The 13,547-nt window shown below is 70.3% G+C and carries 13 protein-coding genes and 1 pseudogene; 9 read left to right on the top strand and 5 right to left on the bottom strand.

Annotated elements, in window-relative coordinates; all coding sequences use genetic code 11:
- Positions 1 to 811: 811 nt before the first annotated feature.
- Complete coding sequence (locus tag AB0F29_RS18140; RefSeq protein WP_361873179.1) at positions 812 to 2,551, bottom strand: SpoIIE family protein phosphatase; 1,740 nt, start codon at positions 2,549 to 2,551, stop codon at positions 812 to 814.
- A 230-nt stretch (positions 2,552 to 2,781) separates the two neighbouring features.
- Here AB0F29_RS18140 and AB0F29_RS18135 point away from each other — a divergent pair, with 230 nt between their 5' ends.
- The 7 genes and pseudogenes from AB0F29_RS18135 (at position 2,782) to AB0F29_RS18105 (ending at position 6,773) form a co-directional block, all read left to right on the top strand.
- The gene (locus AB0F29_RS18135) at positions 2,782 to 3,243 is read left to right on the top strand and encodes a hypothetical protein (protein WP_361873177.1); all 462 of its coding nucleotides are present in this window, start codon (positions 2,782 to 2,784) and stop codon (positions 3,241 to 3,243) included.
- A 739-nt stretch (positions 3,244 to 3,982) separates the two neighbouring features.
- A complete protein-coding gene (locus tag AB0F29_RS18130) occupies positions 3,983 to 4,243 on the top strand; it encodes a hypothetical protein (protein WP_158688646.1) in 261 nt (86 codons plus the stop codon).
- Positions 4,244 to 4,392: 149 nt separating this feature from the next.
- Complete coding sequence (locus AB0F29_RS18125; protein ID WP_018960863.1) at positions 4,393 to 4,764, top strand: DUF6193 family natural product biosynthesis protein; 372 nt, start codon at positions 4,393 to 4,395, stop codon at positions 4,762 to 4,764.
- Between the two features lie 261 nt (positions 4,765 to 5,025).
- Positions 5,026 to 5,445 (top strand): hypothetical protein, encoded by a 420-nt coding sequence (locus AB0F29_RS18120; RefSeq protein WP_361873174.1) that lies wholly within the window; start codon positions 5,026 to 5,028, stop codon positions 5,443 to 5,445.
- 336 nt (positions 5,446 to 5,781) lie between these two features.
- On the top strand, positions 5,782 to 6,030 hold the full coding sequence (locus AB0F29_RS18115) for a hypothetical protein (protein ID WP_361873173.1): 249 nt from the start codon (positions 5,782 to 5,784) through the stop codon (positions 6,028 to 6,030).
- Positions 6,027 to 6,146 (top strand): annotated as a pseudogene (locus AB0F29_RS18110) (DNA-binding protein); the annotation flags it as partial. The gene AB0F29_RS18115 and the pseudogene AB0F29_RS18110, both read left to right, overlap by 4 nt.
- Positions 6,147 to 6,200: 54 nt before the next feature.
- Positions 6,201 to 6,773: a hypothetical protein gene (locus AB0F29_RS18105; RefSeq protein ID WP_361873171.1), complete on the top strand. Its 573-nt coding sequence runs from the start codon at positions 6,201 to 6,203 to the stop codon at positions 6,771 to 6,773.
- A gap of 45 nt (positions 6,774 to 6,818) precedes the next feature.
- Here the strand turns inward: AB0F29_RS18105 and AB0F29_RS18100 are convergent, their stop codons facing one another.
- Together AB0F29_RS18100 and AB0F29_RS18095 are read right to left on the bottom strand one after the other, a co-directional pair.
- On the bottom strand, positions 6,819 to 7,481 hold the full coding sequence (locus tag AB0F29_RS18100) for an SMI1/KNR4 family protein (RefSeq protein ID WP_361873169.1): 663 nt from the start codon (positions 7,479 to 7,481) through the stop codon (positions 6,819 to 6,821).
- Positions 7,482 to 7,564: 83 nt separating this feature from the next.
- Positions 7,565 to 8,029: a hypothetical protein gene (locus AB0F29_RS18095; protein WP_361873167.1), complete on the bottom strand. Its 465-nt coding sequence runs from the start codon at positions 8,027 to 8,029 to the stop codon at positions 7,565 to 7,567.
- Positions 8,030 to 8,203: 174 nt separating this feature from the next.
- Here AB0F29_RS18095 and AB0F29_RS18090 point away from each other — a divergent pair, with 174 nt between their 5' ends.
- Positions 8,204 to 11,443, top strand: coding sequence for a BTAD domain-containing putative transcriptional regulator (locus tag AB0F29_RS18090; RefSeq protein ID WP_361873165.1), 3,240 nt, complete (start codon positions 8,204 to 8,206; stop codon positions 11,441 to 11,443).
- 52 nt (positions 11,444 to 11,495) lie between these two features.
- The gene (locus AB0F29_RS18085; RefSeq protein WP_361873163.1) at positions 11,496 to 12,158 is read left to right on the top strand and encodes a hypothetical protein; all 663 of its coding nucleotides are present in this window, start codon (positions 11,496 to 11,498) and stop codon (positions 12,156 to 12,158) included.
- Positions 12,159 to 12,212: 54 nt separating this feature from the next.
- On the opposite strand, the gene AB0F29_RS18080 is transcribed toward AB0F29_RS18085, so the two are convergent.
- Together AB0F29_RS18080 and AB0F29_RS18075 are read right to left on the bottom strand one after the other, a co-directional pair.
- Complete coding sequence (locus AB0F29_RS18080; protein WP_361873161.1) at positions 12,213 to 12,986, bottom strand: polysaccharide deacetylase family protein; 774 nt, start codon at positions 12,984 to 12,986, stop codon at positions 12,213 to 12,215.
- A 179-nt stretch (positions 12,987 to 13,165) separates the two neighbouring features.
- Positions 13,166 to 13,378 (bottom strand): DUF4287 domain-containing protein, encoded by a 213-nt coding sequence (locus AB0F29_RS18075; RefSeq protein WP_361873159.1) that lies wholly within the window; start codon positions 13,376 to 13,378, stop codon positions 13,166 to 13,168.
- Between the last annotated feature and the right edge of the window lie 169 nt (positions 13,379 to 13,547).

The raw sequence follows: 13,547 nt of genomic DNA, 5'->3' as shown, positions 1-13,547 counted from the left end.
GCCTCATGGGAAAGCGCAAGTCAGGGCATCCTTGATGGCCCAAGCACCGCTGATCCAAAGCTCAGAGCGCGAGTTCGATTCTCGTCACCCGCTCCACGACTGAGGCCCAGGCCATCGACCCGGGCCTTGTTTGTTGTCTGGACTCGTCTACATGCTCTTCCCTGACCGGAACTGAGCGAGGACATCTTTGACCGGAAAGTCGCACTGGCCCTTATCTTGCTCCCAGAAGGCGAGCACGTGCGCCGTAGCCTCCGCCTTCTCCGGAGGCTACGGCGCAGGTGCTCGGAGCGTATCGGCGACTTCTGCCGTATCGGGCGCCCAGCGCCGGGCCCGGCTAGGCACGCTCGGTACGCACTCGGGGTCGGAGAGGATCGCGCACATCATGACCTCGAATTCGGCTGTGCGTTGATCCCCGACTCAATGGGCGTCGGCAAGCGCGTGACCGGCTGTCCAGCGGTTGTCGATCATGAATGTCCGCCCGTACGGAGCCGGGGTGTGTCCGGGTACCGGGCCAGGGTGCCTCGCCCGGTCCGGTGCTGTCGGCCACACGGTGGAGCTGCACGAGGATGTTGTCGCCATCACGGTTGATGGTGCCCGTCCCCAGGGCTCTCCGAACAAGAAGCTCTCGACGCTGCCGCTGGCCGGGTTTCGGCTTCCCTGAGGGCGCCGACGCTGTCACGCCCGCGGTGCCGAATGCCATGGCCGGAGCCGTGGCTCAGAGAGTCGCGGCAACCGACGTTTTCCAGCTGCGGATGGCTGTGGCACGGGTAACGGCGCGTGAGGTCCGCGCTTATCAGGAGCCGGCGTTCCGTCATAGCTCCGTCCGGGTGACCCGGACGGCGAGTACCGCCACGTCGTCCCGTTGCGGGCCGTCCGCCAGGCCCTCGGAAAGGGCTTCCAGGAGGAGAGGCAGGGGTTTGTCGCGGTCGCGGGCGAGCACGGCAGTCGTGCGGGCGATGCCGACGTCGATGTCCGCGTCGCGGCGTTCGACCAGGCCGTCGGTGTAGAGGAGGAGCACGCTGCCCGGCGGGAGGTCGCGCGTGTGGTCGTGGCGGGGCGGGTCGCCCTCCGACGTGCCGAGGAGGAGCAGATCGTGGTCGCCCAGGGACAAGACGCCCCCTTCCAGGGTGTGCAGCAGCGGCGGCGGGTGTCCGGCGTTGGACCACGTCAGCCGCCACCGACCGTCGTCGAGGTCGAGGCGGGCGTGGACCGCTGTGGCACCCAGACCCAGGGGCAGGGTGCCGATGGCTCGGTCGACCGCGTCGAGGGCGGCGGAGGGAGAGTGGGCCGGGTCGTCGAGGCTCGCCTGTCGGAGCATGCTGCGGATCTGGCCCATCACTGTGGCGGCCTGGACGTCGTGCCCGATGACATCTCCGATCGAGACCATCAGGGCGGGCCGGTTCGCGGGCAGCACCGTCGGCAGCGGATACGCGTCGTACCAGTCGCCGCCGACCATGTCCTGGTCGGCGGCCGGCAGGTACAGGGCCGCCATGTCCAGGCCCGGCACGTCCGGCAGCTCGGTGAGCATCGCGGCCTGCAGCTGCTCCGCGGTGCTCAGCCGGTTGGCCACGAAACGAGTGCGCTCCACCGCCTGGCTCACGTACCCCGCCACCGTGGTGAGGACGGCCTCCTCTGTCGGCGCCAGCACATGGGGGCGGGACCAGCACCACGTCAGGACACCGCGCCGGTCCGGCAGCGGAACGCACATCACGGACTCGAGACCCAGCGAGTCGTACCCGGCGACGGCCTCGGGCCCGAAGCCGCGCAGGAGCGTGGGGCGGTCCGGTACGAAGACGGCGCGTTGCTCGCGCATGGCCAAGGCGCTGGGGAAGGAGGCGTCCCACTCCAGATGGTCGATGGCGCTCTCCACCGGCCGTATGTCCTCCGGGTCGATCACGCGCCACAGTTTTCCGCCGTCCGCCAGGAGCAGGCCCACGAACGTGGGCTCGGCCGGCCCCTGGAACAGGTGGCGCAGGCGCCGGGTCAGATCTGTGAGATCGCGGGCGTGGGCGAGCTCGATGGCCGCGCGCAGAAGGAGGCCGGCGTGGTCGCGGTCCCGCTGGATCAGCTCCGAGGCGATCCTCAGCCTCAGCTCCATCGAGCAGGCCGCGGTCAGATCCTCAAGATCGCGCATCTCGTCCGCCGTCCACTCGCGAGGCTCGTGATCGATGGCGCAGAGCGATCCGAGGACATGCCCGTCCGCGTCGGTAAGGGGCATACCGGCGTACGCGACCACCTGGAGGTCGGGGATGGCGAGGCTGTCGCAGGTGCGGGGAGACGACCGGGTGTCGCTGAGGATCAGCGGCTTGCCGTCCGCGACGACGTGCTGGCAGAAGGAGTGACTCAAGGGGGTTTCGCGCCGGGCCGCCCAGACCCCGGACAACCCGACCATCCCGGGAAACACCTGCCGGTCGGCCTCCAGCAGCGAGACCAGGGACACCGGAACGCGCAGAACGCGCGTGACCAACCGGGCGAAGCGGTCCATGCCGGGGTCGGCCGCCGCGGTCAGCCCCGCCAGCCGCAGCGCCTCCAGCCTTCCGGAGTCCTTCATCCTGCGGCCTCCGTCGACCTGGCGGGGGAAGGCGTGACCTCTGTTGAGCGCATTATCCAAATATAAGATGAAAAACCATGATGTCCCAGCTAGGGCCTGTCGTTTGAATCAATCTCTAGACTGCCCGCATGACATCGGACGCGACGCCTGCCGAGGCCGGCGTGGCGGCCCCACCGGCCCCGCCGAAAAAGCCGTCGCGGGGCCGGAGCCGTACGGTGCTTCGGCTGTCTGTGGGGTTTTACCTGCTGGCGGCCGCGCTGATGCTGACGACCGGCCTGCTCGGCGCGCGCGAGTGGTACGTCGCGCTGGGATGCTGGCTGGTCGGCTCCATCGCGGTGCCGGTCGGCCACGGGGTGCGCGCGGGAGGGGGGATGGGCCGGGAGGCGTGGCAGCTGCGCACCCGCGGCGTCCTCGTCGAGGGGCGCCGGGTGTACGCCCGAACCTATGAGTTCACCGACGTCGAGGGGCGCACCCGCCGCCTCACCGACGACTACACGTCCGGCGAGCGAGTGGAGATCCTCCACGATCCCGCCCCAGATTGGGACACGGCCCAGATCGGCCGCCGCACCACGGGAACTCTGGTCTTCGCCGGCTGTGTCTGCCTGCTGTCCCTCGTGATGGCCGCGGCCCTGGTCGCCATCGGTCTGGCGGGGCCGCTTGCCGCTCTGGACGTCATCCCCCTTGGCCTGTAGGGGGCCCGCGTGGGGAGCGGCGATCTCAACAGGGCCGCCGGACGTCGATCGGACTGCCTGGGGCCTCTCGATTGGCTCAGGCCGACTCGCGGGGTCCGACATGATCCAACTCCGCGGCACACAGTCCGCATCCATCCTGCTCTGACTCTGACTCGCCGGACCACCACCGAGCAACCCCCTGCCAGGATCCGCCGCACCGCTGCCCTGGTGCCCCATCCGTGCCCAGCAGAGCGGACAACAGCGGTCACGTACGGTTTCCAGAACGCGTAGCCATACACCTCGCCCGACGGGAAAGCACAGGTCAGATCTCCTCAGGTAGCCCAAGCACCGCTGCTTCCCAAGCTCAGAGCGCGAGTTCGATTCTCGTCACCCGCTCCACGGCTGAGGCCCAGGTCATCGACCCGGGCCTTGTTTGTTGTCTGGACCAGTTCAGGCGTCGCGCACCAGATCCGGACCAGGTGGCGCGCCCTCAGTACGGACCGGCCAACCAGCGGCCGCGCCCCTCCGACCCCCGACCTCCGCCGGGACGCCCCCTCAAGGTACGGGCCTCCCCTCCGTCGCCTCGCCGCCGCGCCCCGCCGCGAGAAACCGGGCGCCAGACGTCAACAGTTTCACCTCACAGCTGCCTGCCCGCCCATGCACGCCAAACTTGAACGATCTTGGTATCACGGCCCGGAAATGAGATCCTGTTCGCATCTGCATTCAGCGAACGCAGCGTTGTACGGGGGGACTTCGCACTGTGGCTGTAACCGTGCCCGATTGGGCCGACACCATGCTTGACCTCATCGGGATCAACTGGCCGAACGTCGACGAAGACGCGTACCGGGACACGGCCGACGCCCTCCGGGAGTTCGCCGACGATGTCGAGGACGACGGTCACCTTGCCAACCAGCACGTGCAACGCCTGCTGTCCTCCGGCAGCGGTGAAGCCCTCGACGCGCTCAACGGGCACTGGGGCAAGGCGCGCTGGACAACGCGGCCACAGCGATCGAAGCCATGAAGTACGCGGCAATCGTCCACCTGGGCATGCTCGCGGCACACCCGAAACAAGGAAGGGGGACACAAGGAAGTCACCGTACCCAAGCCGAATATTCCCGAGATACAACCAGACCTGTCGAACCCGCCGGCACACTTGAGGTAACGAAAATCATGGCGAGCAACGAAAAGTCCCGAAGTGCGGCTGAGATCGTGGCAGCAGATTGGTCCGATATCCTGTCCTCCGGCACGGACCTCATCAATCCGGCCGTTCCCCGAGCTGCTTACCAGCACCCGTCGCTGCGCGAGCTCTGGCCCATGGTCAGCCACGGCGTCCTGTACCTGAGCCGGTGCACCCAGTACCCGTGGTCACGTGACGTGGGAACGGCTTTCCCTCAAAGCGCGGGCGGCTATCGAGTGCGCCGCGGGTCCGACAAGACCCTCATCGGTGTGGCCGACACTGTCGAAGAGGCCTACGAGTTGATCGCAGCCAATCTCCCTGACAACTGCGGACCCGCCGTAGTCGGCACTGCGGACGACCTGTGATCGCAGCGCCTTCCCACAGGGGGCCGCGCCGGTATAGCGGCTCACGGGGTGAATGGTGCACGAAGACCCGTCGGCGGTGCTGCTGAGGCGCACACGGACCTGCTCCGTACGGGGCTGAAACATGGGAAACGATGCTCGAATCGGGGCACTCCCGCAGGAGACGGGCACCACAAGGCTGAGACCCCAGTGCATCCCGCCCATGTTCCGTGCACTCGTGGAGCGTGGACGCCCCACGAGTGCACGACCGCTAGGATCCGCCGGGTGGACGATGACATGCTCATTACGGCACGCGTTCGGATCCATCTCGTACCGGCGGTGCTGGCGCTGGCCAATCCGCCCTGGCAGCGCGATGTATGGCTCGATCCGTCCACGTTCGAGAACCTGGACCACATCTTCCACACTCTGTTCGACGACTTCTGCGATGCCGACCACCCAGAGCGGTACCTCGGCATCGGCCTGCGTACCGAAGAAGAGGTCGCACTCATGCGGCAGCTCGGCGCCGCGCTCGACACCGTCCAGTCGGAGGCCCCGAACGAAAGGGACGCGGAATACCTGCGCGCCGACAGTTGGCCGCAGGTCGTGGCCGTTGCCGGCCGCCTCGCCCAGGTCATGATCGCCAATGACCTCGGCGAGCTTCTCGCACTGCATGAGGCCCGGGTATCAAGCGAAGCACCACAGTGAGTCGCGTTGCGGCACCGCCTTCTCGCCTTCTCCACACCGCGACCAGCGGCAGCCGCCGGCAACAAGGCCGTCTCGTCCGTTCGTGCCGGCATTCCGGATCAGCGGCTGACCACGGTCCTCGCGAGTTCGATTCTCGTCATCCGCTCTTCGACAGAGGCCCTGGTCGATGGCCAGGGCCTTTCGCTTGCCCTTGAGCGGCACCGGCCCTGACCCTCACCCCGCTGTGGAAAGCTGGAAGCGACCGCCCCATAGCTCCACCCGGAGCGTGCGGTCGCGGTCGTCAAGGCGGGGTCACTGAACCGCACCGTTGTATGCCTACTTCGGTATGCATGACTCATGTCCTCAAGGACGCGCATCACCGTCATGCTGCCCAGCGACCAGGTGGCGGAGCTCTGCAAGCTCACGGACAACGTCTCCGGCTATGTGGCGGAAGCCGTGGCCCGCCAGATCCGGCGCCAGCTCCTGGGCGACGACCTCCGCCGTCACAAGGACGAGAACGGGCCCTTCGGCGACGAGGAGCTCGCTGAGGCGAACGCGAAGATCTTCAGCGACGCCGGCACCTCCGAGGGCGCGGGTGCCGTGTGAGCGAGCGCATCGACACCGTCGTCCTGGACTCGGAAGGGCTCTCCGCCTGGATCGCCCAGGATCGCAAGGTCCTCGCCATGCTTCAGGTCTTCCACGACATGGGGGCCGACCTCGTGACCCCCGCCCGTAGCCGAGTCGTCGCGTAGCCCGGGCAGGGTGTACTTCCTCCTATGACGCGCACCCACACCACCGACAGCCTGGCCGCCGAACTCCAGCGCCTGCGGGACCGCCCGAGTGCCTCTGCCGCGCCGCCCGTTCTCGCCCTCTTCGCCGTTGACGTCTCCGGGGGCGCGGCGGCGTACGGGCGGCGCCTGCGGTCGGTGCTCTCCGCTGCGGTGCGGCTGGGCCGCACCGCGGATTTCGAGCAGGAGGACCTCCCGGTCGACGGTGTACCGGACTGGTTCACCGCTGTGAGTCCCGGGAGCGGGAAGCGGTCCGCCCCGCAGTTCGCACGGGCCGGCCGCGACGGGTACGTGACGCACACCGGGGGCGGCCGGCCGTGGGAGCTCCACGACTGGCTGCACCGTTTCGCTCCCGACGAGAGCTCCCGGGGCTGGGAGTGGTGGGACGCCACACAGGTCGGGCCGGACCGCGTCCACCTCTGGGTGGACAGCTGGGGGGAACCCTTCTTCGGGTGCCAGGAACTGCTCTGGGCCGCCTGGGCGGCGGGGGCGGTCCGCGTCGGCGGTCCCGTGGTTCACCGGTCCGCCATGTGGTCGGCGGAGCGGGACGCCACGCGCTGACACGCGCCGCTCACTGACGTCGTCGGCCGGCGGCGGGTGCCCTCGTCATGGCTGACGCACAGCCCGGTCCTCCATGGCCCGGTCCTCGGGCAGCGGTATGACGTCCCACCGCAGCCGCTGTTGCTCGTCCACCTCGGGCCTGAAGTGTTCGACGGGCCGGCCGGTCTCCAGCGACGCGGCCACGGTCTCCATGAGCACGGGCAGGGACGCCCACATCTCATGGGATCCACGCTGGACGCCCTCCACGGCCTCGGCTTGATGGACACACCCGCGGTCGGTCTCCGGGCGCTGGTCCAGCACGAGGTAGCCCCCGCCCACGTCCCGTGCGATGGGGATCAACCGAGGATGTCCGTAGAGAACGCGGCTGAACCCCCTGCCCATGAAGTCGAGGTCCACCTCGTCGTCCCCGGTCTCCTCCGCCGTGCGCCTGTCGTAGTACACGGTGAGGCGCCGCCACTCGTCCGCGATCCGGCGTGCGCCGATCGGCCGGTAGAACCCGGGCAGCAGTTCCCCTCCCTGGTCGCGGAGGCCGTCGTGCCGCAGCAACGACGTCACCAGGGGCCTCGGGAGCGGGTGGCCGATGTCCCGTTCGGTCGCGGCGATATCCGCCGGATCGGCGGGCGGCGCCAGCGCCTCGTAGGTCGTCGGCGCGTGCTCGGCCAGCCAGTTCTCGATGCGCGTCCACGACTCGCTGATCGGTGCGGTCATGGCACGGGATCCTGCCAGTGGGTACTGACATTCACCGATGCGGCCCCGGTACCGGTAGCTCCTTGCCGACGCCCCCCGTCACGTCACCCGTGCATCGCGGAGGTGTAGGAGAACAGGGCGATCACGCCGGCGACGCACACGAGGATCACCCATGAGCTGAAACCGGTGTGCCTTCTCCTGCCGTTGCGCCGCGCGGACCTGCGGGACCGCCGGGACCGCCCCGTGTCCGACCGGTCCGGAGCGGGCCGCGCCGCGTCGGCCGCCGCGTCGGCCAGCAGGCGCCGGCAGGTCGCGGCGAGCACGCCCGTACCGGCGGAGAGGGGCACCACGGCCTCCGAACGCGCCGGAGCGGTGGTGCCGCCGTCCAGGATGCGGCCCGCGCGTACGAGAATCTCGTCCCGGCCGCCCGCCGGGGCAAGGCTGATCCACCGCCGTACGTGTTCACCCCGGATGACCATCCCCCCGGACCGCTCCCGGTACAGGGTGTGCTCCCGCCACAGCACCGCCGCCAACTCCTGCGCGACGTCTCTCAGTTGTGTGCCCACCATCCGTCCCCCCACCTAGCATCGAATCGAACAAGCATCGAACTCTACTGGCGGGTGCGAACCCCTGAGCATCAGCCCCACCCCGGAACGGCCCGCCCCGCACCACCTGGCAGCTCCGTCGGGCCGGACGCGGACAGTGGCCGTTACAGTGGCGGTCGAAGGTGGGGGGCAGGAGCTGTGGACTTCGGGGTACTGGGTCCGCTGACCGTGTGGCGGGCGGGCGTACCGCTGGAACTGGGCACGCCGAAAGGGCGGATCCTCCTGGCGGTCCTGATGAGCCGACCGGGCCGACCGGTCTCCGATGACGCGCTGGTGGAAGCGGTCTGGGGCGAGAAACAGCCGAAGAGCGCCGCCAAGAACATGCAGACCTACGTCCACCGGCTCCGGAACCGCCTCGGCGACCCGGGACGCATCGCCCGCGAGGGCGGGGGCTACGTACTACGGGCCGACCGTGCCGAGGTGGACGCGGCACGCTTCGAGGACCTGGCGGACGCGGCCCGGACCGCGCTGGCGGCGGGTGATCGCGAGCGGTCGCGGCGGCTCTTCGCGAAGGCCCTGGGGCTCAGGCGGGGCCCCGCGTTCGCCGGGGTCGGCGATCTGCCGGCGCTGGCCCCGGAGGCCACGCGCCTCGATGAACTCCGGCTCGGTGTGGTCGAGGAGCGGATCGACGTCGATCTGCGGCTCGGCCGCCACAGCGAGCTTCTCGGCGAGCTGACGGGGCTGACGATGGAGCACCCGTTCCGCGAGCGGATGTGGGCCCAGCTCATGCTCGCGTTGTACCGCTGCGGCCGACGGGCGGACGCGCTGCAGGCCTACCTCCAGGTCCGTGAGGTCCTGGCCGAGGAGACCGGCCTGGAGCCCGGACACAGGTTGAGGGACCTGCACCGGGCCGTCCTCGGCGAGGACCCCGCACTGGACCGGCCGGTTCCGGACGCGAAACCGGATGCGAAACCGGACGGGAAGCCGGACTCGAAGCCGGACGGGAAACCGGACGGGAAACCGGACGCGAAGCCGGACGGGGAACAGGGCCAGGCGCCGGGCCAGGAACCGGACCGGGAACAGGACCAGGAGCCGGGCCGGGAACAGGGCCGGCGCATCGTCACCGGCGCCCGGATGCTGCCCCCGGCGCTCGGCGACTTCAGCGGGCAGCGGGCGGAGTTGGCGGAGATCGATGCCCGGCTCCGCGCGCACCGCGCCGCGGACGAACCGGCCGCCACGGTGACGATCTCGGGCCCCGGCGGGGTCGGCAAGACCGCCCTCGCGGTGCAGGCCTCGCATCGGCTGCGGTCCGCGTACCCCGATGGTCAGCTGTTCGCGGCGCTGGACGGCGCACGTACGCAGCGGGTGTCCCCCGCCACGGTGCTCGGCCGCTTCCTGCGGGCGCTGGGAGTGCCCGCCACGGCGGTGCCGGACGATCCGGAGGAGCGCACGGACCTCTATCGGGGCATGCTGGCCGAGCGGCGGATCCTGGTGGTGCTCGACGACGCGTTCGACGAGGAGCAGTTGGCGCCCCTGCTGCCGACGAGCGGCACCTGCGGCGTCATCGCCACCGGTCGGGTGCGGCTGGCCGGCCTGGGGGGTGCGCACCGGGTCGAGCTCCGCGAGATGTCCGAGGCCGACAGTCTGGCCATGCTGCGCGGCACGGGCGGACGGCTGGCCTCGGCCGCCCCGGCGGAGCTGTCCGACCTGGTACGGCTGTGCGCGCGGCTGCCGCTGGCACTGCGCATCGCCGGGGCGCTCCTGGTGTCCCGGCCGCACTGGCGCCCGGCGGATCTCGTGGCACGGCTGGCGGACGAACAGCACCGGCTGGACGCCCTGCGCTATCGCGATCTTGAGGTACGGGCCAGTTTCGGGCTGAGCTACAAGGGGCTCCGGCCCGGCGCACGGCGGCTGTTCCGGCTCCTCGGGTTGCTGGAGGCGCCCGATTTCCCGCTCTGGGCGGCGGCCGCCGCGCTCGACACCGGGCTGCCGGCGGCCCAGGAACTCCTCGACGAGCTGGTCGACGTCCACCTCCTCGACGTCACCGGAACGCCCAACGGCCAGGCGCGTTACGGGTTCCACGACCTGATCCGCGCGTACGCCCGGGAACGCGCGGAGGCGGAGGAGCCGGTGGCGGCCCGGAGCGGGGCCGTCGTCCGCGTCCTCAGCGCCCTCCTGGCCTTCACGGACATCGCCGACCGCGACCACATGGGACAGAACATGTTCCAGCGGGACGCCGACCGGTGGCAGCCGGCGCTGGTGGAGGCGAGCCTGCCGCCCTCCGTGCCGCCGATGCCGTTGCTGGACGCGGAACGGGTCCCCCTGGTGGCGGGGGTGCGGCAGGCCGCCGAGCTGGGCAGGGACGAGCTCTGCTGGGAACTGGCCGTGGGCGGGCACGCGCTGTTCGAGACGGAGCGGTACTTCGACGACTGGCAGGAGTGCTACGAGACGGCGATGGGCCTGGCCAGGGCCGCGGGCAATCTGCGGGGCCGGGCCAGACTGCTCATCTCGATGGCCGGACTGCTCTACACCCGGCGCCGCTACGGTCCGGCCGAGGAGTCCAACACCGAGGCCATGGAGCTGTTCGAGCGGATCGGGGACCAGCGGGGCTATCTGGAGGCGCTGAGCAACGCGCCGTTCTTCCTCGTGCCCAACAGCCGGCTGACCGAGGCGATCACCGCCGGCCGCGAGGCCTTCGAGCGGCTCGACGCGGGCGGGCAGCCGGCCGCGGCCCTGCACGCGTACTCCCAGGTCGGCCTCGCTCATCTGCAGGCGGGCCGGCCGGAGCGCGCGGCGGCGGTCCTCACGGAGATCATCGACGGGGCGCGGAAGCAGGGCATCCGGACCCTGATCGCGCGGGACACCTACTGGCTCGGCCAGGCACAGCTCGCACTCGGCCGGACCGCGGAGGCCGAGGAGGCGTTCACCGAACTGGGCGAGTGCGCCCGGGACATCGGGTCGTCCGGCACGTTCTACACCGCCCATGCCTGGGGCTGTCTCCACCTGGCCCGGGGCGAGTACGCCGAGGCGCGCCGCCGGCTCCTCGAAGGCGTCGCGATCGCGCACGCACTCCACGACCCCATGTTCGAGACCCGGGTCCTCATCGACCTGCTCGATGCCCGCCTGTACGGTCCGCGTGAGCTGCCGGCCGCGATCGGCCGGGGGGGAGCGCGCGGTCGAGGTGGCCCGCGGTATCGACTACCCGTACCTGCTCGCGGGCGTACTGGAGAAGCTCGCCGGGCTGCGCGACGCGGCGGGCGACGCCGGCACCGGGCGACGACTGGCCGACGAGGCGGCCGTCGTGCGGGACAGGATCCGCTGAGCCTCGCCGAACGGCACCGCACCGCACCGCACTGCACCGCAACTGCACCGCACCGAACCGCACGTGCTCTTTCCGGCGTCACCCCGGGCGTGTACCAGCCGTATTCCGTGCTGTGACACCGTGCGCGTCAACGACGGAACAGCTCTCGTGATCAGTGAGGTAGTAGTAGTGCACAAGCGACGTATCGTGTCCGCGGCCGCCGTGGTCGCCCTGGGGCTCGGGCTCTCGGCCTGCAGTGACGAGGACGGGGAGCCCGCGGCGAAGGACTCACCGGCGGCGTCGGCCCCGGCCCCGGCCCCGTCCGAGCCGGACAGCGAGGCGGGCAGCGAGAGCCCCGCCGCCGACAGCGGTGACGGCGACGCTCCGGCAGGAGGCGAGGGGGACGTCGCCGCCCCGGGCACCGAGCTCAAGGTCGGCGACAGGGCCGTCCTGCCGTTCGCTTACACGAGTGACAAGAAGGGCACCATCGCCGTGACCGTCACGGCGATCGAGAAGGGCGCCGAGGCCGATATGGCCGCCTTCGGTGACAAGGCGAAGGGGATGACGCCCTACTTCATCAAGATGAAGGTGGAGAACGTCGGCGGCACCGACCTGTCGTACGCGTCGCTGAAGCTGGACGGTGTGCTCGAAGGGGGTGCGGGCACGGGCGTCGTGCTGATCGGCGACATCCCCGGCAAGTGCGACAGGGAGAGCGCGCCCCGCGAGTTCACCACCAAGGGCGCCTCGTACGAGACCTGCTCGCTCACCGCCACGAAGGGCGCACCGGTCACGGCCGCTCAGTTCGACGAGGGCGACACGTACAGCGACAGTCCGGTCGTCTGGGCCAACTGAGGCCCTGTACCGGCTGTCAACGGCCTTGACGGGGGCGGGGCGGGCGGGACTCGATCAACGCACGGGGAATCCGAAGGCGTAGCCCTGCTCCTTCAGCCAGGGCAGGACCTCGCGCAGAGCGGCCAAGGTCTGGGAGCGCTCCCCGCCCGCGTCGTGGAAGAGGACGGTCGGTCCGTTGGAGATCTCGCGCCTGACGGTGGCGACCATGGTGTCCGCGCCGGGCTGCTCGAAGTCCTTGGTGTCGACGTTCCAGCCCAGCGGTCGCATCCCGTGGGACGCGGCGAGCTGCCGGCTGAACGGGGTGAAGGCGCCGCCCGGGGCACGGTAGTACTGCGACCGGACGCCTCCGGACGCCTTGATGATCATGCGTTCGGCGTCCAGGATCTGCTGCGACTGGTAGGCCTCGGACTTGGTGTCCATGGTGGTGTCGTGCGAGACGGTGTGGTTGCACAGCCGGTGGCCGTCCGCCACGACCTGCTTGACCAGGTCCGGGTACGCCCGGGCCTGGGTGCCCACCATGCAGAACGTGGCCTTCACGCCTTCGTCCTTCAACAGGCGTAGCACCTGCGGCGTCCAGACCGGGTCCGGTCCGTCGTCGATGGTGATGTTGACGCCCCGCTCCCCGCTGTCCGAGGCATGCGCGATGTCCGCCGCCACCTTGGCCACGGGCCGGTCCCGCTCGTCCGACGAGGCGGCACTTCCCGACGGCCGCCCCCCGGTGGTGTCGGCCTGTGCGGTCCACAGAGAGGCGGCGGCGGCCAGCGCCGTCACGCCGAGCGCCGCCGCGAGGAGCCGGCTGTGCCAGGCCCTTCCCTTGTGCTTGCCCATGTCCGCCCGCCCCTTTTTCGCTGTCTCCGCCGATGCCGTGCACCCACCGATGCCGTTCGCACCCACCGATGCCGTCCGCCCATCCAGACGGGCGAACGCCCCGGTGGGATGCCTCGGTTACCGATCGCGGACATGGCTGCAGGGAACCGGCGACAGAGGAGGGCCGTCGGGAGACCGGGTCAGCGAGACCCGCCCTCGGCAAGGGTGTGCGCGACCAGGGCGTTCGCGTGGCCGTGGCCCAGTCCGTGGTCGGACTTGAGCCAGGCGACCAGCTCCATGTGCCTGGTCAGCGGAGAGGCGCGGACGAGGTCCTTCCACTCGGAGACCGGGCGGCCGTACTTCTTCTCGATCGAGGGGAAGTAGCTGGCAGGGCCCTTCACGGCGTCGGTCATGGGGTGTCCCGTCTGTCGCGCCCTTCCCGTCCGGAAGGTGTCGGGGGTATGACCGGCGGCGGACGGTGAAGTCAGCGGCGATCGGGAGTGGTTCAGGTCACATTCCCACTGCGCCGCACCGACGGCCACCCCGGCCACCTGGTCACCAACCACCGGAGGCTGGCTCCGT

The organism is Streptomyces sp. NPDC026589 (assembly GCF_040638385.1).
In the GTDB taxonomy this organism is placed as follows: Bacteria; Actinomycetota; Actinomycetes; order Streptomycetales; family Streptomycetaceae; genus Streptomyces.
This window is presented reverse-complemented; position numbering and strand designations above follow the sequence as displayed.